This is a genomic window from Actinacidiphila sp. bgisy144, from assembly GCF_057708105.1.
This window is the reverse complement of the sequence record NZ_JBYIRM010000006.1, coordinates 148895-172317: the sequence shown is the minus strand read 5'-3', so window position 1 is coordinate 172317 and position 23423 is coordinate 148895. Positions and strand designations below refer to the sequence as shown.

At 75.5% G+C, this 23423-nt stretch carries 18 protein-coding genes; 8 read left to right on the top strand and 10 right to left on the bottom strand.

From position 1 onward, the window contains the following. Positions 1-68: 68 nt before the first annotated feature. Complete coding sequence (locus AC3EVP_RS09495) at positions 69-1718, bottom strand: hypothetical protein (RefSeq protein ID WP_435128065.1); 1650 nt, start codon at positions 1716-1718, stop codon at positions 69-71. A gap of 171 nt (positions 1719-1889) precedes the next feature. Continuing rightward, positions 1890-2084 carry a hypothetical protein gene (locus AC3EVP_RS09490; RefSeq protein ID WP_335976079.1) on the bottom strand — a complete coding sequence of 65 codons (195 nt, stop codon included), beginning with the start codon at positions 2082-2084 and terminating at the stop codon, positions 1890-1892. A gap of 236 nt (positions 2085-2320) precedes the next feature. Here AC3EVP_RS09490 and AC3EVP_RS09485 point away from each other — a divergent pair, with 236 nt between their 5' ends. The 3 genes from AC3EVP_RS09485 (at position 2321) to AC3EVP_RS09475 (ending at position 5266) form a co-directional block, all read left to right on the top strand. After that, on the top strand, positions 2321-2947 hold the full coding sequence (locus AC3EVP_RS09485) for a nucleoside/nucleotide kinase family protein (RefSeq protein WP_435128063.1): 627 nt from the start codon (positions 2321-2323) through the stop codon (positions 2945-2947). A 130-nt stretch (positions 2948-3077) separates the two neighbouring features. Beyond that, complete coding sequence (locus tag AC3EVP_RS09480) at positions 3078-4094, top strand: GNAT family N-acetyltransferase (protein WP_335976088.1); 1017 nt, start codon at positions 3078-3080, stop codon at positions 4092-4094. Positions 4095-4654: 560 nt separating this feature from the next. Then, on the top strand, positions 4655-5266 hold the full coding sequence (locus tag AC3EVP_RS09475) for a M23 family metallopeptidase (protein ID WP_335976092.1): 612 nt from the start codon (positions 4655-4657) through the stop codon (positions 5264-5266). A 62-nt stretch (positions 5267-5328) separates the two neighbouring features. On the opposite strand, the gene rho is transcribed toward AC3EVP_RS09475, so the two are convergent. The 4 genes from rho to AC3EVP_RS09455 all read right to left on the bottom strand — a co-directional run bounded on the left by rho (position 5329) and on the right by AC3EVP_RS09455 (position 11526). After that, positions 5329-6504, bottom strand: a complete 1176-nt coding sequence (gene rho / locus AC3EVP_RS09470) for a transcription termination factor Rho (RefSeq protein WP_435128060.1) — start codon at positions 6502-6504, stop codon at positions 5329-5331. A 369-nt stretch (positions 6505-6873) separates the two neighbouring features. Then, positions 6874-8979, bottom strand: a complete 2106-nt coding sequence (locus AC3EVP_RS09465; protein ID WP_435128058.1) for a restriction endonuclease — start codon at positions 8977-8979, stop codon at positions 6874-6876. Positions 8980-9092: 113 nt separating this feature from the next. Further along, entirely contained in the window at positions 9093-10370 is a 1278-nt protein-coding gene (locus AC3EVP_RS09460) for a D-alanyl-D-alanine carboxypeptidase family protein (RefSeq protein WP_435128056.1), read from the bottom strand. Positions 10371-10524: 154 nt separating this feature from the next. Further along, complete coding sequence (locus AC3EVP_RS09455) at positions 10525-11526, bottom strand: LLM class flavin-dependent oxidoreductase (protein WP_435128054.1); 1002 nt, start codon at positions 11524-11526, stop codon at positions 10525-10527. 148 nt (positions 11527-11674) lie between these two features. Between AC3EVP_RS09455 and AC3EVP_RS09450 the strand changes: the two genes are divergently transcribed. Beyond that, positions 11675-12943, top strand: a complete 1269-nt coding sequence (locus tag AC3EVP_RS09450) for a transglycosylase family protein (protein WP_435128052.1) — start codon at positions 11675-11677, stop codon at positions 12941-12943. Here the strand turns inward: AC3EVP_RS09450 and AC3EVP_RS09445 are convergent. From AC3EVP_RS09445 to AC3EVP_RS09435, 3 genes are all read right to left on the bottom strand, one after another. Continuing rightward, a complete protein-coding gene (locus AC3EVP_RS09445; RefSeq protein ID WP_435128050.1) occupies positions 12933-13673 on the bottom strand; it encodes a phosphatase PAP2 family protein in 741 nt (246 codons plus the stop codon). The two genes, AC3EVP_RS09450 and AC3EVP_RS09445, sit on opposite strands and share 11 nt — an antisense overlap. 130 nt (positions 13674-13803) lie before the next feature. Then, positions 13804-14805, bottom strand: a complete 1002-nt coding sequence (locus AC3EVP_RS09440) for an aldo/keto reductase family protein (protein WP_335976124.1) — start codon at positions 14803-14805, stop codon at positions 13804-13806. A 61-nt stretch (positions 14806-14866) separates the two neighbouring features. Beyond that, on the bottom strand, positions 14867-15514 hold the full coding sequence (locus tag AC3EVP_RS09435) for a TetR/AcrR family transcriptional regulator (RefSeq protein WP_435128048.1): 648 nt from the start codon (positions 15512-15514) through the stop codon (positions 14867-14869). A gap of 131 nt (positions 15515-15645) precedes the next feature. Between AC3EVP_RS09435 and AC3EVP_RS09430 the strand changes: the two genes are divergently transcribed. Beyond that, positions 15646-16707 (top strand): aldo/keto reductase, encoded by a 1062-nt coding sequence (locus AC3EVP_RS09430; protein WP_435128046.1) that lies wholly within the window; start codon positions 15646-15648, stop codon positions 16705-16707. 11 nt (positions 16708-16718) lie between these two features. Here AC3EVP_RS09430 and AC3EVP_RS09425 read toward each other — a convergent pair whose 3' ends face one another. Continuing rightward, on the bottom strand, positions 16719-17372 hold the full coding sequence (locus tag AC3EVP_RS09425) for a hypothetical protein (RefSeq protein WP_435128044.1): 654 nt from the start codon (positions 17370-17372) through the stop codon (positions 16719-16721). Between the two features lie 559 nt (positions 17373-17931). On the opposite strand from AC3EVP_RS09425, the gene AC3EVP_RS09420 reads away from it, so the two are divergent. The 3 genes from AC3EVP_RS09420 (at position 17932) to AC3EVP_RS09410 (ending at position 23273) form a co-directional block, all read left to right on the top strand. Continuing rightward, on the top strand, positions 17932-20718 hold the full coding sequence (locus tag AC3EVP_RS09420; RefSeq protein ID WP_435128042.1) for an alpha/beta fold hydrolase: 2787 nt from the start codon (positions 17932-17934) through the stop codon (positions 20716-20718). Next, positions 20715-21626: an ABC transporter permease gene (locus AC3EVP_RS09415; RefSeq protein ID WP_435128040.1), complete on the top strand. Its 912-nt coding sequence runs from the start codon at positions 20715-20717 to the stop codon at positions 21624-21626. The genes AC3EVP_RS09420 and AC3EVP_RS09415 overlap by 4 nt, the downstream gene beginning before the upstream one ends. Positions 21627-21899: 273 nt before the next feature. Beyond that, positions 21900-23273 carry a S53 family peptidase gene (locus AC3EVP_RS09410; protein WP_335976145.1) on the top strand — a complete coding sequence of 458 codons (1374 nt, stop codon included), beginning with the start codon at positions 21900-21902 and terminating at the stop codon, positions 23271-23273. Positions 23274-23423: the final 150 nt, after the last annotated feature.

The following is a 23423-nucleotide window of genomic DNA, read 5'->3' as shown; positions in this document are numbered from 1 at the left end:
GCGCGACAAGCCCACCGCCGGCGGGCGGTCCCGCAACTCACAGCAACCCCCACCCCGGGGGGTCGGGTTCAGCCGAGCTCGAGGTCGGCCACCGTACGGATCACCGCACCCTTGCGGAGGGTGACGGTTTCGAGCGGGGGAGGGGCGTCGTCGGGTGGGGCGGGGGGAGAGGAGGGAGCGGGGGTGGGGTCGGAGGGGAGGAGGGTGAGGACGGCGGAACGGTGGGCGGCGGGCGCTTCCTCGTCGTAGGGGTCGGGGGCCGCGGGGACCTGGAGCCGGAGGACGGGGCCGGTGCCGAGACGGGCGTAACCGCGGCCGGGGGGTACGTCGGCCGCGGGGGTGGTGCGTTGGGGCGCGCCGAGGACGGCCTGGACGTGTTCGGGGGCGAGGCGGCCGAGGACGACCCGGGCGCGGGTCTGCGAGATGACGACCGGCGCGAGCGCTTCGGTGGCGTCGAGCTGGTCGGCGACGGCGACCGCGACATTGGCGGCGCGCCCGTGCCGCAGGGGGACGTCGAGCAGGGCCTGCGGGTCGGGCCGCCCCTCGGCGAGGGCGAGTTGGGTGAGGGAGGTCGGCCGGTCGACGACGATCCACAGCGGCCGCCGTACGTCCTCGGCGACGGGGCGGCCCGCCTGCCGGGCCCGGTTCACCGCGATCAGCCGCCGCTCGGTCTCGTGGACGGCCCACTCCAGGGTGGCCGCGGCGCCGAGCAGCCCGTCCTCGACGGCGAGCACACCGGGGCGGCCGGCCAGCGCGGCGTACTCCCCGGTGCCGCCGCCGTCGATGACGACCACGTCGCCGTGGACCAGCGCCTGGAGCGCGATCGAGCGGAGCAGGCTCGTCGTGCCGGTGCCGGGCTGGCCGAGCGCCAGCAGGTGCGGCTCGGTGGAGCGGGCACCGGTCCGCCACAGGACGGCGGGGGCGTCGCGGGTGACCGTACCGTCGCCGCCGTCGGCGCCCTCGTCGGCGGACGGGACCGACACCGGCACCGTGCGCTGCACCGCGCCCTCGTCGGTGAAGCCGAGCACGGTCTCGCCCGGCGACGTGACGAACCGCTGCGCGGCGATGTCCGTCGGCAGCGGCGGGAGGGCGGTGAGGGTGAGGTGGTTCTCCTCCTCGTTCCAGTCGAAGCGGTACTCCCGGCCGCGGCCGGCCTTGGCGTGCAGCAGCTGCTCGACCCGGGTGCGGGAGTCGTCCTCGCCGTCGGTGAAGTACGCCGGGTAGCGCAGGTGCAGCCGCGCCAGCCGGCCGTCCTGGAACTCGTAGGAGCTGAACGCCCGCTCCCAGCTGCCGTCGTGGGCGTAGAGCGGCGCGGGGTCGCCCGGGTCGGACAGGTAGGGCACCAGCGCCTCGTAGAGCGACTGGAGCCGCACCCCCTCGGCCTCGGTCGGCCCGGCCGCCGCCGGCGCGCCGCGCTCCCGGCCCAGCCACGCCGCGGACGCCACGAGCGCGGCGACCCCGAGGATCGGCCCGTACGGCATCATCGCCACGATCACGACGGCCGCCGCGGCCAGCAGCAGCGCCGGCCCCCGCCGGTCCTTCGGGGTGCGGCCCCACCACTCGCCGGCCCACGACGCCTGCCGGCGCATGCCCCGGGCGATGGTGATGACAGGGTGCAGCACGTCACCGGCGCCGTCGGCCGCGGTGCGCGCCAGGTCGCGGCCGCGGGCGAGCGCCGGCCGGCTGGTGAGGATGCTGGGAAGGGGACGCCTGACCACGGGTGCTCCATGGGTGGTTCGGGTGGGGGACGGCGCGTGGGGGACACGGGCGCGCGCGGGGCCGGGGGGTGGCGGGATCGGGAACGGCGCCGGGCCCGGAGGCGGATCGACCGCCGCCGGGCCCGGGGGAGGGGCAGGAGTGGCCGCCGGACGCCCTGGAGATCCGGACGGCTAGATCTTGAGCCCGCCGATGAGGCCGGCCAGGCTCGCCCCGCCCGCGGTGATGCTGGGGGCGATCGCGGTGCCCGCGAGGTAGAACCCGAAGAGGGCGCAGACCACTCCGTGGGACACCTTCAGGCCGTCCTTGCGGAAGAACAGGAAGCAGATGACGCCGAGCAGGACGACGCCGGAGATGGACAGGATCATGGGGCTCTTCTCCTGAGGTGATGGGGACGGTCACCGTGAGTCCTTCCAGGCTCACAAAAGGTAATAGATCGTGCGCGCTGGCAAACGGGTGATATGTCGTCGCTTTCCGCCACCCGGGTGAGGTGCGACGCGGCAGGAGGCGGCTCCCGGTTCCAGTGCCGTACGGCCCTCTCGCCCGAACGGGTGAGGGCGGGCCGCCGGGGCGGCACCTGGGCCGGGTCCGGCAGGATGGCCGGGTGCAGCCGACCCCCATCACCTGGCCCAAGCTCGCCGACGCCCTCGCCGAACGGATCGCCGCCGGCCGCCCGCCCGGCCCCTGGTGGCGGGTGGCCGTCGACGGCGCGCCGGCCGCCCGCCCCGCGGACCTCGCCGACGCCGTCGCCGCCGCGCTGCCCGCCCTCGGCCGACCGGTGCTGCGGGTCGGCGCCGACACCTTCTGGCGCCCGGCCTCGCTCCGGCTGGAGTACGGCCACGAGGACGTCGACGCCTACTACCAGCTCTGGCTGGACACCGGGGCGCTGCGCCGCGAGGTGCTCGACCCGCTCGGCCCGGGCGGCACCGGCCGCGCCCTGCCCTCGCTGCGCGACCCGCGCACCGACCGCTCCACCCGGGCCGGATACGTGGAACTCCCGCCCGGCGGCGTGCTGCTGCTGGACGGCCCGCTGCTGCTCGGGCAGGGCCTGCCGTTCGACCTCACCGTCCATCTGCGGCTGTCCCCGGCGGCGCTGGCCCGGCGCACCCCCGCGCCGGAGCGGTGGACGCTGCCCGCGTACGAGCGGTATGCGCGGGAGGCGCTGCCGGAGGAGGCCGCGGACGTCCTGGTGCGCGCGGACGACCCCAACCACCCGGCATGGACAGGGTGAGGCGGGCCTGAACGCCCGTGCGCGGCACCGACTTTCGGGCGCTTGGCGGCACCCGTCCCGACCTGTCCCCGCCCCCGGCCGGGCCCGCCTTGCCCTGGGACGGCGCCCACCGCTAGCGTCCACGAGCACCATGACTGTCGCCATCGCGCCGCTGACCACCGAGCACATACCCCTCGCCGTCCAGCGGTACGACCGCTGGTTCGCCCGGGCCCGGCGCCCTCCCTCGCAGCGGTCCTGGCTCGCCGACGGCCCGGTGCGCGGCGGGGAACTGCTCGACGGGCTGCACCGCACGCCCGGCATCGAGGCGGTCCGCGCGCTCGACGGCGACGGCGGCCTGATCGGGCACCTGGCGGCCGTACCGGTCGACCTCGCCCCCGACGACCCGGCCGCCCTGCGCGGCCACCCGCGTGCTGCGCTCGTGCCCTACGGCGGCCACGCGCTGCCCGCCGGGCGGGAGAGCGAGGTGCTGCGCGCGCTGTACGTCCGGGTCGCCGAACGGCTCGTCGCCGACCAGCGGCTGGCGCACTACGTGGACGTGCCGGCCGGCGAGGTCGGCACCGCGCCCTGGTCCGACCTCGGGTTCGGTCGGGAGCGGGTCTGCGGGCTGATGGCGGTCAAGGCCCGCGGGCGGCAGCCGCGCGGGGTCGAGGGGCTGGCCATCCGCCGGGCCGGGCCGGGCGACCTGCCGCAGATCGGCCGGATGGCCGCGGAGTCCGCCCGGCGGCAGCGCGGCACCGCGACCTTCCAGCCGCAGCCGGAGGCCGCGCTGGCGGCGCTGCGCGTGCACTACGCGGCCGCGCTGGCGGACACCCGGTGCGGCGCGTGGATCGCGTCCCGGCGGGGCGAGGAGATCGGCATGGTGGTGCTGGTCCCCGCGCGGCCCGACCCGGTGGTGCCCGCGTCCTGCGTCGAACTCGTCGAGATGTACGTCGAACCCGCGTTCCGCGGCGAGGGGATCAGCCGGGTCCTGCTGGCGACCGCGCTGGCCTGGGCGTACGACGCCGGGCACCGGTACATGTCCGCGCAGTGGCCGTCCGCGTCCCCGCACGCGGCCGGACACCTTCCGGCGATCGGCTTCCGCCCGGTCGCCTACCGCCTCGCCCGCATGCTCGACCACCGCCTCACCGGTCCCGCGGGCACCTTCTGAAGCGGCCTCGCGCGACCCGGGGAACCTGCGTGCCGCAGGTCACAGCATGACCTGAAATACCATGCTAATTCGGGCAATTGGGACTTCTGTGAGCGGGATCACCGGGTGGTCGCCGGACATGTACGGTGCGCGGTGCGAGGTCGCACGGAACGTCGCGGCGGCGGGCTGTTCGTGATGGACGGTGGCGGTCGGCGCACCCGGCGCAACGCTCGCATCACGGACATTCGGGGGCACGGTCGCCGACCGTGACGGCGGCCTGCGCTCCGGCGCCCGGCGCTGTTTGCCCGGGCCGGGCCGGTCCCCTAGGTTCCGTCGGTGCGGGGCACCCCCGCATCCCATCCGCCGGGCGGACCGCCGAGTCCTGCCACCGCCCGACGCGCGGACCACCCGAGCACCGACACGGCAGGAGCGGGGGACCCACGGTAGTCCGCCGCCCGGACCGGCCGCCGCGCCAGCGGCGGCCGCACCCGGGCGGCTCGGGGTGAAGCCGCAGCCGCGGCCGGGCATCTCCTGCCCGAACCCGACAGCTCACCTCGCAGGCGTAGGAGAGGACATCCCCCATGCCCGCACACAACCGGCACCGCAGGTCCAGCACCCTGGGCGGCCGCCGCCTGCCCCGTCTCACCCGCCTCTACGTGGCCGCGGGCGCCGGCGGCGCCGCGCTGGTGCTGCCGCTGGTGGCCGCGACCCACGCCGGCGCGGCCACCCCGGTCAAGAGCGCCACCGCTGCCACCGCGACCACCACCGCCGCGAAGTCCGCCGCCACCGGCTACATGAAGCCCGTCGGCGACGCCGCCATCGGCACCGGCTACAAGGCGTCCGGCTCGCTGTGGTCCAGCGGTTCCCACACCGGCGTCGACTTCCTCGTCGGCTCCGGCACCCCCGTGCACGTCGTCGCCGCGGGCACCGTGGTCTCGGCCGGCTGGGACGGCGCGTACGGCAACGACGTGATCGTCCGCCACGCCGACGGCAAGTACACGCTGTACGGCCACCTGTCGAAGGTACTGGTCTCCGCCGGCCAGACCGTCACCGAGGGCACGCAGATCGGCGTGTCGGGCGCGACCGGCAACGTCACCGGCCCGCACCTGCACTTCGAGGTGCGCACCACGCCGAGCTACGGCTCGGACATCGACCCGGTGGCGTACATGAGCGGCCACGGCGTCACCATCTGACGGACGCGGCGGCCCCGCCGGTGTGGCGGGGCCCCGCGGCGCGGGCCGGTACTCGCGCGGGGCTATGCCGCGCCGGGGAGGGTGGCGCGGGCGGTGCGCAGGAAGTCCGCGTTCGTCGGGGTCTCGCGCAGGCGGGTGAGGAGCACTTCGGTGGCGGCGTGCGGGTCGCGGGAGACCAGGGCCCGGCGCAGGTGGTGGCGGACGGCCAACTCCTCGGCGGGCAGCAGCAGTTCCTCGCGGCGGGTGCCGGAGGTCGCGATGTCGATCGAGGGGAAGACCCGCCGCTCGGCGAGGAACCGGTCGAGGTGCAGCTCCATGTTGCCGGTGCTCTTGAGCTCTTCGTAGTAGAAGTCGTCGGCGCGCGAGCCGGTGTCGACCAGCGCGGTCGCCAGGATCGTGAGGGACCCGCCCTCCTCGGCGAGCCGGGCCGCGCCGAACAGCTTCTTCGGCCCGAGCAGCGCGGCGGCGTCCACCCCGCCGGAGAGCGTACGGCCGCTGCCGGCACCGCTGTTGTTGTGGGCGCGGCACAGCCGGGTCAGGGAGTCGAGCAGCAGGACGACGTCTCGGCCCTGCTCGACCAGCCGCTTGGCGCGCTCGACGGCGAGTTCGGCGACCTGGATGTGCTGCCGGGCGGGCTGGTCGAAGGTCGAGGAGATGACCTCGCCGCGGACGCTCGCCCGCATCTCGGTGACCTCCTCGGGCCGTTCGTCGACGAGCAGCACCATCAGGTGCGCCTCGGGGTGGTTGGTGGCGACCGCGGCCGCGATGCCCTGGAGCAGCACGGTCTTGCCGGCCTTGGGCGGCGCGACGATCAGCCCGCGCTGGCCCTTGCCGACCGGCGCCATCAGGTCGATGACCCGGTTCGCGGCGGCCGGCGAGCCCCTCAGTGCCGAACTCTCCAGCCGCAGCGCCTCCTTGGGGTGCAGCGGGGTGAGGTCGGCGAAGCGGGGGCGCGCCGGGGCGGGCGGCAGCCCGTTGACCAGGTGGACGTCGGCGAGGGCGCCCGGCTTGCCGGTGGTGCCCTCGACCAGGTCGCCCCTGCGCAGCCCGGCACGGCGCACCAGCGCCTGCGGCACCGCCGGGTCGTCGGGCGAGGGGAGCAGGCCGGGGCCGCGCAGCCGGGCCTGGCCGCCGCGCTCGGTGTCGAGCACGCCGGTCACCCGCTGCGGCACCTCCCGCCGGGCGGGCGGGCGTTCGGTCGTGATGTCTGTCGTGGGGTAGGTGATCGTGTCGGTCATGGAAGTCGTCCTTTCGCGGACGGAAAGTTCGGGTCGGCGGCGTCGGGCGCCACCGGGTCGCATGGGAGGGGGAGGGGCGGTCCGGGCGGAGGACTCACGCTCCGGGTACCGCGGAGGACGGCAGGGCGCGGGCGGGAGAGGACCGCCGCTGCCGCGCCGTACGGGAAAGCGCGCCGTACGGAAAGACGCGCCGTGCGGCTCGGCGCACGCACCACGACGTCGGACGTGGGGAGCGGCGGGACGCGCACTGCGGGAGAAGGCACCGCACTCGGACGAGAACCGAGCGGGGGAGGGGACGAGGCGCTGTCAGAAAAGACGCAACCTACAAGTCCCTACGGTGACTGTAGCACACGGCGGACCGCCGCCGCCCTACTCCACCTCGATGCCGTGCTCCTGCACCAGCTCGACCAGGCCGCCGGGCCCCTGGTAGCCCTTGCCGCCGGGCACGAAGGCCCAGTCGTCGCCGGAGCGGCGGCGGAAGGAGCCGAGCACGAGCGCGGTCTCGCCGGGGCGGCCGTCGGAGACAGCCAGCCGGTCCGCCTCGCTGCCCTGCGGGTCGGTCAGGCGTATCCGGGCGTCGGTGAAGCCCGCCAGGTCGGCATCCGGGTTCACCGCGGGGTCGATCGCCGCGACCAGCACCACCCGGTCCGCGGTGGCCGGCAGCCGGTCGAAGCCCACCCAGATCGCCGCCTTGTCACCGCCGAGCGGCGGCATCATCCGCACACTGCCGTCCGGGGTGCGCGGGTTGTTGTAGAAGACGAAGTGGTCATCGCCGAGCACCCGGCCGCCCGCGCACACCAGCGCGCACACGTCCAGCGCCACGTCCCCGGCCCACCACATGCCCAGCACGCTCGCGTCCGGCTCGTCATCGACACCCAGGTCCTGTCCGGCCGTCGGCGCCTGGCCGCCGGCGGCCACGGCCGGGGTCCGGCCCAACTGCCCGCCCAGCCCGTGCTGGTGGAGCAGGTCCACCAGTTCCGGGCCCGACACCAGCGTCAGCGGCTTGCCGTTGGCGAAGGTGTGCGAGGTCGGCCCGAAGCCCGAAGTGGTGATCAGGACACCCTTGTTGGCGCCCTCGGACTGCACCGTGCCGTAAAGGTCGCGGACGGCGCTGGGCGAGACGGTGTTGCGGTAGCGTTTGACCTGCACCACGATCTTGCCGCCGCGGATCGGGTCCGGGTCGAGCGCGTCCACGTCGACCCCGCCGTCACCGGAGCGCACCGTGGTGAGCGCGCGCATGCCCATCGCCCGGAACAACTCGGCGACCAGCTCCTCGAACTCCAGCGGGTCCATCGTCAGCAGGTCCGGCTCCTCGCCGCCGCCGTGCGTGACCACATGGCGGCCCGCCTCGCCCGGCTGCCGCAGCGGCGCCACCGCCGCCCGCCGGTCCGGGCGCGCCGACAGCTCGCCGCCCAGCCCGTCCACCAGGCAGTCCACCGCGTCGACCTGTGCGAGGTTCACCGCGGCGAAGTCCGCCCGGGAGACCGCCGCGGTGGCCAGGAACACCGCGCTGCGGTGCCCGGTGGCCGGATCGGTGCCGTCCACGAAGCCGTTGAGCACCACCGAGTCCAGCAGGCCGAACCGGTCCGCGCCGAACAGCTCGCGCAGCACCAGCAGCAGGCACTGCGCCAGCAGGTCCCGGTAGGCCGCCCGCCGCTCGGTGACCGGGGCGGCCACCTCCTTGTCGCGGTCCACGCTCGGCAGGTAGCGCACCGCGGCAGCCTGCGGCAGCACCGAGAACGCGGGCAGCTCCCAGTTCAGCACCAGTTGCCGCTCGGCCGCCTCGAAACTCGCCGACACCTGCCGCGGCAGCCCCTCCGGCCACGCCCGCGACGCGTACAGCGCCCCGGTCAGATACTCCTCGACCGCCTCCGGCTCGGCGGCGCGCAGCCGGTCCAGCGCGTCGCGCACCCCCGCGTTGTGCCGGCGCACCTCGGCCAGCCGCTGCTGCGCCCAGGCGCGGTAGCGCTCCTGGTAGTCGGCGAGTTGGCGCTGCCGCTGCGCCTCCGCGGCCCGCGCGACCGCCAGGTCGTGCTCGTAGCGCTCGCGGACCTGCCGGTCCTGGCGGCCCAGGCTCCAGGCCGAGCGGTGAGCCGGGGCGTACTGTTCCAGCCGCGGCAGCGCCACCGGCACCGCGAGCGGGCCGGGCGCGAAGGGCTCCAACTCCTCGGAGAGCACCAGCGATTCGGGCGAGAAGAGCGGCGCCGCGCAGCCCGCCCGCAGCAGGCCCGCCAACTCGGCCCGGCGGCGGTCCAGTTCGTCGGTGCGCCGGCGCGCGTCCTCCTCGCGGCGCTGCCGGTACGCCGCCTGCTGCTCGCGCTGCGCGCGGGCCTGGGCGCGCTCGGCGGCCCGCTGCCGCCGTTCGGCCTCGCGCCGCTGCTGCTCGCGGGCCCGGTGCTGGGCCTCCGCCTGCCGCTGCTGCTGGCGCTGGGTCTCGGCCCATGTGGCCACCGACCCGGTCGAACGACGGCTCATCTGGTTGCGGCTCCCCCTCCGGCGGCGCGTGTCAGCGCACGGGCGGCCGCCGGCTCGCGCCCACCGCCCGGCCCGACCGCCCCGTCACAGAGAGTACCCCTCTGCCAGGAGCTTCACCGGTTCTTCGCGGTGCCGCGCCGCCGCAGGACCACCACCGAGGTGCCGGCGAGCAGCACCAGCGCGCCGCCGACCGCCCAGGCCGTCGGCGAGGCCACCGCGGAGTGCGCGGCGACGGGGGCGGCGTGCGCCTCCTGCGGCGCCGAACCGGCCGCCTTGGCGCTCCCCCCGGCGCCGGCGGCCTTCCCGGTCCTCCCGGCCTGCTCGGCGTCGGCGGACCGCGCGGGCGCCGCGGCGTTGAGCGTGCCCACCGAAGTGGTGTGGCCCGCCGCGGCGAAGCCCCAGTCGAGCAGCTTGGCCGCCTCGGTGTAGACGGCGTTGGTCTCGCCGGACTGCGGGTTCATCACCGAGACGATGATCGTACGGCCGTTCTTGCGGGCGGCGGCGACCAGCGTGTTGCCCGCGTTCGTGGTGTAGCCGTTCTTCACGCCGACCAGGCCCGGGTACGCGCTGACGCCCTTCTCGCCGGTCAGCAGCCGGTTGGTGTTCTCGATGCCGAAGGACGAGACGTACGAGCCGTGCGCGTCGTAGCCGCCGGGGAACTGCGAGTCCTTCGTCGAGGCGTACCGCGCGAAGTCCGGGTTGTCGAGCCCGGCCCGGGCGAACACCGCCAGGTCGTACGCCGAGGAGACCTGCCCCGGCTCGTCGTACCCGTCCGGGGTGACGACGTGGGTGTCCAGGGCGCCCAGCATCCGCGCCTTGGCCTGCATGTCGGTGACGGTCTTCGCCACGGAGCCGTTCATGTTCGCCAGGACGTGCACGGCGTCGTTGCCGGAGGCGAGGAAGACGCCCCGCCACAGGTCGGCGACGGTGTACGTCTGGCCGGGCTGCACCCCGACCAGGCTGCTGCCCTCGCCGAGCCCGGCCAGGTCGGAGTCCTTGACCTTGTGCTTGAGGTCGCCGGGGAAGCGGGGCAGCACCGTGTCGGCGAAGAGGGTCTTGAGGGTGGAGGCGGGCGGGAGCTTGCGGTGCGCGTCCTTCGCGGCCAGCACCTGGCCGGTGCGGGCGTCGGAGACCGTCCAGGACAGCGCGGACAGCCCGGACGGCAGGTCGGGCGCGCCGGCGCGGGGCATGACGTGCACCCCGGGCTCGGCCAGCAGCGTACGGTCCACCGACGCCTGGGAGGAGGTGCCGGCCGAGCCGCCGGCGGCTGCGGCCGGTCCTGCGGTCAGCGCGGTCAGGCAGCAGGCGGCGGCCAGCACGGCGGCCGGCAGGGCGGCGGGTGCGGCGGTGCGGCGGCGACCGGAGGGGCGAACGGGACGGATGGCAGTCATGCGATCACCGTAGGAATGATGAACGCCACTGGCGCGGTGGCGCCGTCCATCCCGGTGAGGCCGCTGCTCCGTCGGGGGAGTGCCCGCGGCCGACCGGACGTGCCGTCACCTCGCCCCCGGGCGGGGTGAGCTGACCGCCCGTCGGGTGCGGCGGTCAGCACAGCAGCTCGGCCAGCAGGCGGTAGGACTCCAGGAGTTCGGCGCGGTCGTAGGTGCTGGTGGTCACCAGGAACTCGTCGGCCGCGCTGCGGGTCAGCAGGGACTCCAGCCGCGCCCCGACCTCGTCCGGCCTGCCGCTGACCTGCCCGGACATCGCCGCTTCGAAGCGCTCGCGCTCGGCGTCGGACATCGCGGCGGCGGCGATCGAGGCGTCGGGCGCGAGCGCGGGGAAGACGCCGTGCGTACGCGAGTAGGCGGTGGCCCACGCCTCGGGGACCAGCAGGCGGCGGGCGGCCTCGCCGGTCGCGGCGACGGCCACGGTGCCGGAGAGCACCACATAGGGCGCGGCGGCCCACGGCGAGGGGCGGAAGGCGGCGCGGTAGCGGTCCACGGCCCGCAGCATCGCGTCCTCGCCCCGTATCGCGCCGATCACCAGGGGCAGGCCGTGGGCGGCGGCCAGGTCGGCGCCGCTGCCGGTGGCGAGGAGGAAGGGCGCCGGGCGCAGCCCCTCGGCGGGCCAGGCGTGCACTTGCGGGTAGGCGCGCTGCGAGCCGTCGAACCAGCCGAGCAACTCGGCGATCTGGTCGCCGAAGCCGTCGGCGGCCTCCTTGCCGTGGCCCAGCGCCTTGCGCACCCCGCCGGTGAAACCGACCGAGCGGCCCAGGCCCATGTCGATCCGCCCGGGGAAGAGCGACTCCAGCACCCCGAACTGCTCGGCCACCACCAGCGGCCGGTGGTTGGGCAGCATCACCCCGCCGGTGCCGACCCTGATCCGCGAGGTGGCCGAGGCCACGGCCGCCGCGAGCACCGTGGGCGCCGACCCGGCCACCCCGGGCACGCTGTGGTGCTCCGAGACCCAGAACCGGTGGTACCCCAGCGCCTCGATCCGGCGGGCGAAGCCGACGGTCTCGCGCAGCGCCGACGGCGGGTCCTCGCCCTGACGGGTCCGGGACCGGTCCAGGACGGAGAACGGGGTGGCGCGCAGCACGGAGGTCACTTGGAGTACAACGCCCCGGATGCGCCGCCTAGTCCCACCTGGTGCGGGTGCGGGTGCTCTTGTGGCGGCGCCGGGGCGGGCCTATCTTTGGGCCGCTTCTTCGGCCCGCCCGGGACGGCCCGGGCAGGGGAGGGAAAGGACGCGTGCCATGGCCTTACGCGGACGCCACCGCCGCTACCGTCCGAGCCGGGTCTCGCAGGCGTCGCTGACCGTCACCGCGGGCGGCGCCGGGCTCGCGCTGCCGCTGATCGCCGTGGGCAGCGCGCAGGCGGCCACGACCGGGGTCTGGGACAAGGTCGCCAAGTGCGAGTCCTCCGGCAACTGGAAGATCAACACCGGCAACGGGTACTACGGCGGGCTCCAGTTCACCGCCAGCACCTGGCGCGCCTACGGCGGGACCGCGTACGCCCCGCGCGCCGACCTCGCCTCCAAGAGCGAGCAGATCGCGGTCGCCGAGAAGGTGCTCGACAGCCAGGGGCCGCGCGCGTGGCCGGTCTGCTCCCTGCGGGCCGGGCTGACCCGCGAGGCGGCGACGGCCTCGCACACCGTGCACGTGACCACCGGGACGAAGAAGGCCGCACCGAAGAAGGCCGAGCCGGCGAAGGCGGCGGCGAAGCCCGAGGTCAAGAAGCCCGCGGCCAAGAAGCCCGAAGCCAAGAAGCCCGCGGCCGGGAAAGCCGCGCCCGTCTCGGAGGCCGCACCGGCGAAGAAGCCCGCCGCCGGCGACCCCTACACCGTCGTGCGCGGCGACACGCTCTCGGGCATCGCCGCGGACCACCGGGTCGAGGGCGGCTGGCCGGCGCTGTACGCGGGCAACCGCGCGGTGGTGGGCGACGACCCCGACCTGATCAGACCCGGCCAGCACCTCACGCTCGGCACGTCCGCCAAGGCCGCGCCGGCGAAGCCCGCCGCGAAGTCCGCCGCCAAGGCGGCCCCCGCCAAGCCCGCCGCGAAGTCCGCGCCGAAGTCCGCGCCGAAGAAGGCCCACCCCGCGGCCGCGGCCAAGAAGACGTCCAGCTGGACCGTGCCCGTGCACGCCGCCATCGGCACCGGCTACCACGTGGGCGGCAGCAGTTGGGCCAGCGGCCAGCACACCGGCGTGGACTTCCTCGTCGGCACCGGCACCGCGGTGCACTCCGTCGCCGCGGGCACCGTGGTCAGCGCCGGCTGGGGCGGGGCGTACGGCTACCAGGTCGTCATCAAGCACGCCGACGGCGAGTACAGCCAGTACGGCCACCTCTCGCAGATCTCGGTGCGGGTCGGGCAGCACGTCAACGAGGGCCAGCGGATCGCGCGTTCGGGCGCGACCGGCAACGCGACGGGCCCCCACCTGCACTTCGAGATGCGCACCGGGCCGGACTACGGCGACGACATCGACCCGCTGCACTTCCTGCGCGCCCACGGCGTCACCGTCTGACCCCGCCCCCGCTACCACCGGCACCGCCCGCGCGTTCCTGAGCGCGGGCGAACCGGCTCAGCGGCGGCAGCACCAGCAGCAGCCAGCAGCCCGCGTACAGCCAGCCGCCGAGCACGTCCGTGGGCCAGTGCACGGCCAGGTAGACCCGGGAGCAGCCGATCGCGGCCGCGGCCAGTACGCACACCGCCGCCACGGTCCGGCCCACCGCACCCGGGCGGGCCCGCAGCGCGCCCCACGCCAGCAGCCCGGCCGCCATCGCGCTCGACGAGGTGTGCCCGGACGGGAAGGAGTGCCCCGTCACGGCCACCGCCCAGTCCGCGGCCGGGGGCCGCGCCCGGTGGAAGGCCGTCATCAGCGCGGTGCGCACGATCTGCTCGGCGAGCAGCGCCACCACCGCGAGCAGCGCGGTGGGCACCCCGGCGCGGGCGCCGGCCGCCCGCCCCCGGCTGCCGCCCAGCCACCCGCCGACCGCCGCCGCCACGTAGGGGAAGGGGCCCGTGCCCGCGTCGGTCACGTAGCGGCCGGCCGTCGACCAGGCGTGCGGGCGGTGCCGTACCGACCAGTCGACCGGGCCGGTGTCGAAGGGGTAGGGGGTGCCGTGGCGGGTGAGCACCACCGCGGCCAGCGCCGCGAACGCCGCCGCGAGCCCCACCGCCCACGCCAGGCCGCGCCGGGAGTACGGCGACCGGTGCGGCGGGGCCGGCGGCGGGTCGTACGGCGTGCGGGTCATCGGGCGGGCGTGCCTTCGGCGGACGTCTGCGGGGGAGGTCTGGGCGGTCTCGTCAGCGTACGCCCGGCGCGGGCCGGGCCCGTACCGCCACGCGCGGCGGCACGGGCCCGGCCGGGCAGTCGCCGCGCGGTCAGCGGCGCTCGGGCACGTTGTCGTGGACCCGCTTCGGGTCGGTGGTCGCGACGGGGGCAAGCGCCTCCTCGATCCGCGCCATCAGCTCGGCCTCCAGCGTCACACCGGCGGCCTTGGCGTTCTCCGTGACCTGCTCGGGGCGGGAGGCGCCGATGATCGCCGCGGACACGTTCGGGTTCTGGAGCACCCAGGCGACCGCGAGCTGCGCGGTGGACAGGCCTGCCTCGGCGGCGAGCGGCTGGAGCAGCTGCACCCGCTCCAGCACGTCGTCGCGCATCCAGCGGCTGATCATGCCGGAGCCGCCCTTGTCGTCGGTGGCGCGCGAGCCCGCCGGGGGCTGCTGCCCGGGCAGGTACTTGCCGGTCAGCACGCCCTGCGCGATCGGCGAGAACACCACCTGGCCCAGGCCGAGTTCCTCGCAGGTCGGGACGACCTCGCCCTCGATGATCCGCCACAGCGCGGAGTACTGCGGCTGGTTGGACACCAGCGGGATACGCAGCTCGCGGGCGAGCGCGTGGCCGCGCCGGATCTGGTCCGCGGTCCACTCCGAGACGCCGATGTAGTGCGCCTTGCCGGAGTGCACGACGTCGGCGAACGCCTCCATCGTCTCCTCCAGCGGAGTGGAGACGTCGAAACGGTGCGCCTGGTAGACGTCCACGTGGTCGGTCTGGAGCCGGCGCAGCGAGGCGTTGATCGACTCGGCGATGTGCTTGCGGGACAGGCCGCGGTCGTTGAGGCCCGGGCCGGTGGGCCAGAAGACCTTGGTGAGGATCTCCAGGCCCTCGCGGCGCTCGCCCTTCAGCGCGCGGCCGAGCACCGACTCGGCGCGGGTCTGCGCGTAGGTGTCGGCGGTGTCGAAGGTGGTGATGCCCGCGTCGAGGGCGGCCCGCACGCACGCGGTGGCGGCGTCCTCCTCCACCTGGGAGCCGTGGGTGAGCCAGTTGCCGTAGGCGATCTCGCTGATGAACAGGCCGCTGCGGCCGAGGTGACGGTATTCCATGACCCCCGACCCTATGCGCCTGCAATGACCCGCCGGCAGGGTCCCCCCGCAGGTCCGGGCGTCAGGGCCGGGCGGGACGGGGCTGCGTGCGGACGTAGACGCCGGCGCGGGCCGCGGTGGCGGCCGCGGCCGCCGCGCGGCGGGCGGCGGCCTCGTCGGGGGCGTCGGCGGTGGTGAGGAGGCGGTAGTACAGGGGCGCGGAGACCGCGCGGACGACCTCGCAGGGGTCGGTGCCCTCGGGTGCCTCGCCCCGGGCGACGGCCTGTTCGACGCAGGGCGCCCACTCCTGGACCCGGGTGTCGTAGAAGCGGTGCAGCGCCTCGGCGGTGCGCGGTTCGCAAGTGGCGGCGGCGATCACCGCGCGGAACAGGGCGCCCTGCCGCGGGTCGGCGAGGGTGCGCCGCACCAGCTGCGCGTTGGCGGTGAGGTCGCCCAGCAGCGAGCCGGTCTCGGTGCGCGGCAGCGAGGTCTCGGCCATGTCCGCGAGCAGGTCGGCGACGAGGCCGGTCACGGTGCCCCAGCGGCGGTAGACGGTCGTACGGCCCACCTCGGCGCGGCGGGCGACGTCGGCCAGGTCGAGGTGGGCGAAGCCCTGTTCGGCCAGCGCGTCGCCGGCGGCGGCGAGCACCGCCGTCCGCACCCGGGCGGTGCGCCCGCCCGGCCGGACGGTACCGGGGTCCTGGTCCTTCGCCACGTCCTTCGCCACCATAAACGGGACTCCTGTTTCGTTAAGCGGCTCGCGCTGCTATCGTCGGTGCCACCTTAACGGAACTACAGGCCCGTTAGTCGGTGTCGGGTCCCCGCGGGCTCCCGTACGGCGGCGCGGACCGAGGAGCGGTCATGGAATACAGGCGACTGGGTTCGTCCGGACTGCACGTGCCGGCCCTGAGCTTCGGCGCGGGCACGTTCGGCGGGCGGGGCCCGCTCTTCGGCAACTGGGGCACCACCGAGGCCCGCGAGGCGCGCCGCATGGTGGACATCTGCCTGGACGCCGGGGTGACCATGTTCGACACCGCCGACGTCTACTCCGGCGGGGCGTCGGAGGAGGTGCTCGGCGCGGCGGTCAAGGGCCGCCGGGACGAGGTGATCCTCTCCACCAAGACCGGTCTGCCGACCGGCGACGGCCCAGGCGACGCCGGCACCTCCCGGTCCCGGCTGATCGCCGCGTGCGACGCCGCGCTGCGCCGGCTCGGCACCGACCGGATCGACCTCTTCCAGCTGCACGCCTTCGACGCCGGCACCCCGGTCGAGGAGGTCCTGGCGGCGCTCGACGACCTGGTGCGGGCCGGCAAGGTCCGCTACGTCGGCGTCTCCAACTTCTCCGGCTGGCAGACCATGAAGTCGCTGGCCGCCGCCGAGCGCCAGGGCCGCCCGCGCTACGTCGCGCACCAGGTGTACTACTCCCTGGTCGGCCGCGACTACGAGTGGGAGTTGATGCCGCTCGGCCTCGACCAGGGCATCGGCGCGGTCGTCTGGAGCCCGCTGGGCTGGGGGCGGCTGACGGGCAAGGTCCGGCGCGGGCAGCCGCTGCCCGCCGCCAGCCGGCTGCACCGGACCGCGGACTTCGGCCCGCCGGTCGCGGACGAACTGCTCCACCGCGTCGTGGACGCGCTCGACGGGATCGCGGCGGAGACCGGCCGCGCGGTGCCGCAGATCGCCCTCAACTGGCTGCTCCAGCGGCCGACGGTCTCCTCCGTGCTGATCGGCGCCCGCAACGAGGAGCAGCTGAGGCAGAACCTCGGCGCCGTCGGCTGGACGCTGACACCCGACCAGATGGCGCGGCTGGACGCGGCGAGCGCGCGGACGGCGCCCTATCCGTACTTCCCCTACCACCGGCAGGAGGGGTTCGCGCGGCTCAACCCGCCGGTGGTGGGCAGCGGGGAGCCGGCGGCCGAGGGCTGAGGCCCGGGGCGTCAGGCGTGGCGGGGGGAGACCAGGAGGAAGGGGGCGCCGGTGCGGGTGCGGTGGGTGGTGGCCTGCCAGCCGGCCGGGGCGAGCAGGGCGGCGGCCCTGGCGAGCGCGGCCGGGCCGGAGTCCGCCGCGGACCAGGTCACTTCGACCAGCCCCGGGTGGCCGGAGGGCGCCACGCGGTAGCCCGGCGCCTGATCGCCCCGGTGCGGCGGCACCCCCGCCGCCTCCAGGGCCAGCGCCACCGCGTGCACCGGCCGCTCAAGCTCCCAGGCCGCCGGTACGTCGAAGGCGCCGTCCCCCAGCACCGCGCGGATCTGGCGCAGCCCCTCCCACGCGGCGGCGACCTCCGCGGCGCGCCCGGCGGACGCGCGCACCGCGCCCGAGCCGTCGTCGGCGGTGAACCGGCCGTCCGCCGGCTCCGCTTGGCCGCCCCCGGCCGCCGCGGGAGCCGCCTGGGCCGCGGCGCGCCCGGCCAGTTCGGCCCGCAGCCGGCGGCCCTCCGGCGTCAAGTAGTGCTGCCCGGCGCGGCCGTGCCGCACCGCCAACCCGGCGGCCACCAGCGCCGCGCACACCGCGGCCCCGGCCGCCACCCGCCCCGTCGCCGGGTCGGACTCCGCGACCGCCCTGCGCTGCGCCGCCGTCAACCCCTTGCCCACGCCCCGACCGTATCCCGCGCCACCGACATTCCGGTCCCGCGCCGTCCCGCCCCCGACCGCCGGCACCGTGTCCTTCCGCATGTCCGGCGCCCCCCGCCGCCGACGTCGCCGCCGCCCTGCACGCGCACGGGGCCACCCCCACCACCCGCACCGACTCGCTCCGGCTGTCCGCCCACGCCTCCACCACGCCCGCGGCGATCTCCCGCGTGCGGGCGGCCCTCGCGTCCCTGTGGCGGTGCGGGCCGCCCGCCTGCCGGACCAGGCCGTTCCTGACACATCCCACCCCCATGGCCAGGGGGCATGGGGGTGCCCCCAGCCGGCGGGGCCTGGCACACAGGCTCTCCCCTGCCTTTCGCCGGAGGCCCCAGCGTTGTCGGTCGTCGGCGCGGCCCGCCGCGCTCGGGTCCCCCAGGGCTTCGCCGCGGAGGGGCCCCACTCTCCGCCCTGCGATCGGTAGGCACCGCCCAATGCCGCAGGCCGTGGGGGAGCACCAGGCGCTCTGGGCCCCGCCCTTCGGGCGGGACGACGCCATGGGTCGGACACGGCCTAGGATCAGGGGATGGATCTTCGGTGGCCGCGGGGGCGGAAGTGGGTGGCGCTGGCGGGGGCGTTCGCCGCCCTCGCGTGGGGCGGGGCCGTCACGGACACGGCGGCGGCGGCCGGTTCGGGCGGGTCGGTGCACCGTACGGACGCGATGCTGACCGGGGCCGGGGGAGTGCGGCTGGACACGTCGTACTTCACCGACGGCGGCTCCCAGCGGCGGCCCGCGGTGCTGCTCGCGCACGGCTTCGGCGGCACCAAGGACGACGTGCGCGGCCAGGCCGAGGCGCTGGCGAAGCACGGCTACGCGGTGCTGACCTGGTCCGCGCGCGGCTTCGGCGCGTCCGGCGGCCGGATCGGGCTCAACGCGAAGGACGGCGAGGCCGCCGACGTCAGCCGCCTCGTCGACTGGCTCGCCGCCCGCCCCGACGTGCAGCTCGACTCGCCCGGCGACCCCCGGGTCGGCATCTCCGGGGTCTCCTACGGCGGTGCCATCTCGCTGATCGCCGCGGGCGACGACCCCAGGATCGACGCGATCGCGCCCCGCGAGACGTACTGGAACCTCGCCGACGCGCTGCTGCCCGACGGCGTGTACAAGAAGCTGTGGAGCGGCATCCTCTTCTCCGGCGCCCGGCCCGAGACCACCGGCGACGACACCGCGTCCTCCGGTACGGGCGGCACAGGCGGCACGGGCGCGACCACCGCCCCCGGCACCGCGTCCTCCGGCACCGCCTCCTCCGGCAACTCCGCCGACGCGACAGCCGCGCCGGCGGCGCCCTCCGACCCCGTCTGCGGCCGCTTCGAGCCGTCGATCTGCGACCTGTACAAGCGGGTCGCCACCAGTGGCCGGCCCACCGCGGCCGACCGGGCCCAGCTCGCCGCGCTCAGCCCCGCCGCGGTCGGCAGCCGCATCAAGGTGCCCACGCTCGTCGTGCAGGGCCAGACCGACTCGCTGTTCACCCTCGCCCAGTCCGACGCGATGGCCCGGACGATCAAGGCGAACGGCGCGCCGGTGGCCGTCGACTGGATCGAGGGCGGACACGACGGCGGCGACACCGAGGACGCCCGGATCGACGCCCGGGTCACCCGCTGGTTCGACCGCTACCTCAAGGGCGACAAGGGCGTCAGCACCGGCCCCGCCTTCCGCGTCACCCGCGTCACCGGCATCAACTCCACCGACGGCAGCCAGGTGCTCAGCGGCGCGAGCCTGGACCGCTACCCGGGCCTGGACGGCACCGCCACCCGGCAGATCGCCCTCACCGGCCGCGCGCAGCAGATCACCAACCCCGCCGGCGGCTCACCGCCGGCGATCTCCGCCGTCCCCGGCTCGGGCGCGCTGTCCGGGCTCTCCGAGCTCGGCCGCAGCCTCACGGTGGACTACGCCGCCCAGTCGGCGCGCTTCGAATCCGCACCGCTGCGCCGCACCACCGTCCTGACCGGAGCGCCGACCGTCACCGTCAAGGTGGCCACCACCGCGCCCGAGGCGGTGCTCTTCGCGAAGCTGTACGACGTCCGCGCCGACGGCCAGGAGACGCTGCCGTCGGGCCTGGCCACCCCGATCCGGGTGACCAGCTCGCCGGACGGGCGGACCGTGCGGGTGCGGCTGCCGGCGGTCGACCACAAGTTCAAGGCCGGGCACCGGCTGGCCGTGGTGCTGGCCAGCACCGACCTCGGCTACGCGACACCGGCCGCGCCCGCCGCCTACACGGTGTCCCTGGCCGGCTCCGGCGCCGTCACGCTGCCCACCGACCAGGCACTGGCCCTCGGCGCGCACACGCTGCCGTGGTGGACCTGGGCGCTGCCGCCGGCCGCGGTGGTGGTCGCCGCCGCACTGCTGCTGGTCGGCCGCCGCCGGGTCCGCCCCCGCCCGGCCGATCCGGCGCTGGCCGCGGTCCCGCTGCGGATCAGCGGGCTGAGCAAGCGGTACGCGAAGTCCGCGGACCGGTACGCGGTACGGGAGTTGAGCTTCCAGGTCGAGCCCGGCCAGGTGCTGGGGCTGCTCGGGCCGAACGGCGCCGGGAAGACCACCACGCTGCGGATGCTGATGGGGCTGATCCGCCCGGACGAGGGCGAGATCAGGGTCTTCGGGGAGGCGGTGCGGCCCGGGGCGCCGGTGCTCTCCCGGGTCGGCGCGTTCGTGGAGGGCGCCGGCTTCCTGCCGCACCTGACGGGCCGGCAGAACCTCGAACTGTACTGGCAGGCGACCGGCCGCCCGGACGAGGACGCCCACCTCGCCGAGGCGCTGGAGATCGCCGGACTCGGCGACGCCCTCCAGCGCGCGGTGCGGACCTACTCCCAGGGGATGCGGCAGCGCCTGGCGATCGCGCAGGCCATGCTGGGGCTGCCCGATCTGCTGATCCTGGACGAGCCCACCAACGGCCTGGACCCGCCGCAGATCCGCGAGATGCGCGAGGTGATGATCCGCTACGCCGCCACCGGCCGGACCGTCATCGTCTCCAGCCACCTGCTGGCGGAGGTGGAGCAGACCTGTACGCACCTGGTGGTCATGGACCGCGGGCGGCTGGTCACCGCGGGGCCGGTGGCGGACATCATCGGCTCGACCGACACCGTACTGGTGGGCGTGGCGGGGGAGTTGACGCCGGAGCTGGTCGAGCGGGCGGCGGCGCTGCCGGTGGTGGCCAGCGCGGTGCCGGCCGACGACGGGCTGCTGGTCGTGATGGCCGAGGGGGCCGGCACCGTCGAGCTGGTGGCCGAACTGGTCGGGATCGGCGTGCCGGTGGCGCAGGTCGGCCCGCACCGCCGCCTGGAGGACGCGTTCCTGACCCTGATCGGAGGCTCGGCATGAGCACCGTGCCCGAAGCGACCGTGCCCGAGCTGCCGGAGCCGGCCGGCTCCCCGGCCGATACGGACCGCGTGGCCGCGCCCGGCTACCGCCCCGGCCGTACGCTGCGGCTGCGGGTGGAGGCCCGGCGCCAGTTGCGCCGCCGCCGCACCCTGGTGGTCGGCGGGCTGCTCCTGCTGCTGCCGTTCGTGCTGATGGCCGCGTTCGCGATCGGCGGCACCCCGGGCGACGGCACCACCACGGCCACCCTGATCAACACGGCCACGGCGTCCGGCGCGAACTTCACCGCGGCCACCTTGTTCGTGTCGGCCGGGTTCGTGCTGGTGGTGCCGGTCGCGCTGTTCTGCGGCGACACGGTCGCCTCCGAGGCGGGCTGGTCGAGCCTGCGCTACCTGCTGGCCGCGCCGGTGCCGCGGGCCCGGCTGCTGGCGGTGAAGTTCACCGTCGCGCTGGGGTTCAGCGCGGCGGCGCTGGTCCTGCTGCCGCTGGTGGCGTTCGCGGCGGGCACGGCCGCGTACGGCTGGGGCGACCTCGAACTGCCCACCGGGGACACGGTGCCGGCGGGCACCGCGGTCGGGCGGCTGGCGATCTCGGTCGGCTACCTCTTCCTCAGCCAGCTGGTCACCGCGGCGCTGGCGTTCTGGCTGTCCACGATCACCGACGCGCCGCTGGGCGCGGTCGGCGGCGCGGTCGGGCTGACCATCATCGGCAACGTCCTCGACGCGGTGACCGCGCTGCACCGGTGGCGCGACGTCCTGCCCGCGCACTGGCAGTTCGCCTGGCTGGACACGATGCAGCCGGTCACGGAGTGGACCGGTATGACCGAGGGCACGTCGATCTCGGTGTCGTACGCGGTGGTGTTCACCGCGCTCGCCTTCCGCGGCTTCCGGACGAAGGACATCGTGTCCTGAGCGGATCTGACCTGACCGGCCCTGACCCGGCCTGGCCTGCCCGGACCTGACCCCGCCCGACCCGACCGGCGCGGCACCGGTTCTGACGCCGTGTCGGCTCGCGTCATGACATGGTCATGGCATCGTAAAATCATCGGCCGTTCGGGTAAAACGACGGACGGCCCACGGCGAACTCCCGTGCCCTGGGCATGATCTATCCGAGTGACCACCCGCGACCGGCCCCGGGCCGGCCGTTCCCGCACGCCAGGAGAGCCCGCCACGCAAGGAGAGTCCATGCGCACACCTCGCCCGCGGCCGCGCGCCGTGGTCGCCGCGGCAGGAGCCACCGCCCTCACCGCCGCCGCCCTGATCGCCGCCCCGCTCACCGGCGCGGCCACCGCGGCGGCCGCCCCCGCCGTGAAACCGGTGCCCGCCGTCGCCGGACACGAGCTGGTCAAGGGCGCGGGCAGCCCGCTGACCATCGCCCAGTGCCAGGCCCAGTGGGGCATCAACTGCTACACCCCCACGCAGTACCGGCAGGCGTACGACCTCAACCCGCTCTACCGCGCGGGCGTGACGGGCAAGGGCCGCACGATCGTGATCGTCGACTCGTTCGGCTCGCCGACCATCCAGCACGACCTGGACGTCTACAGCAAGCAGTTCGGGATGCCCAGCACCAAGGTGCAGGTGGTCAAGTGGGGCGATGTGCCGCCCTTCGACCCGACCAACCCCGACCACACCGGGTGGGCCGGCGAGAGCACGCTCGACGTGGAGATGGCGCACGCGATCGCACCGGCGGCGCACATCGTGCTGCTGGAGACGGGGGTCGCCGAGACCGAGGGCGTGACCGGCCTGCCGGAGATGATGGACGGTGAGAAGGCCCTGATCGACCAGGGCGTCGGCGACGTCATCACGCAGAGCTTCGGCGCCACCGAGAACACCTTCCCGGGCTTCGCCCAGGGCGACTTCTCCAGCATCCGCAAGCTGCGCTACGCCTTCGAGGCCGCCGCCCGCAACGGCGTCACGGTGCTGGGCTCCTCCGGTGACGGCGGTGCCACCGACGCCACCGAGGACGGCACCTCCAACTACCCCTACCGGGTCAACTCCTGGCCCTCCTCGGACCCGCTGGTCACGTCCGTCGGCGGCACCCAGCTCCACCTGGACCAGGCGGGCGAGCGGACCGCGCCGGACAGCGTGTACAACGACTACGGGGCGGGCGGCGGCGGCCAGTCGCACGTCTTCGCCCGGCCCGCGTATCAGAACGGCGTGCGCGACGTGGTCGGCGCGCAGCGCGGCACCCCCGACATCTCGATGGCCGCGGCCGTGGACGGTGGCGCCTGGGTGTACTCCAGCTACGACCCGTCGGCCACCGGCTGGGACGTCTACGGCGGCACCAGCGAGGCCAGCCCGCTCTTCTCGGGCATCGTGGCGCTCGCCGACCAGGTCGCCGGGCACCGGGTCGGCGACATCCACACCGCGCTGTACGCGCTGGCCAAGGGGACGGAGAAGTTCGGCGGGGTGGTCGACGTCAAGGACGGCACGAACAACTCCTACGACGGCGTCACCGGTTACACCGCGGTCAAGGGCTACGACATGGCCACCGGCCTCGGCACCGTGGACGCGGCGCGGTTCGTGCCCGCGCTGGCGCTGTTGAGCCCGCGGCGCTGACCCCGCGGTCCTGACCTCGCGGTCCTGAACCCGCGGCCCTGAAAGCGGCCGCCGCCGCGCCCGCGTACACCGGGCGCAGCGGCGGCCGCTTTCGCGCGCCTTCGGTGCATCCGCCAACCGGTTTATCTGTAAGGGCTCTTGACAGTTGGG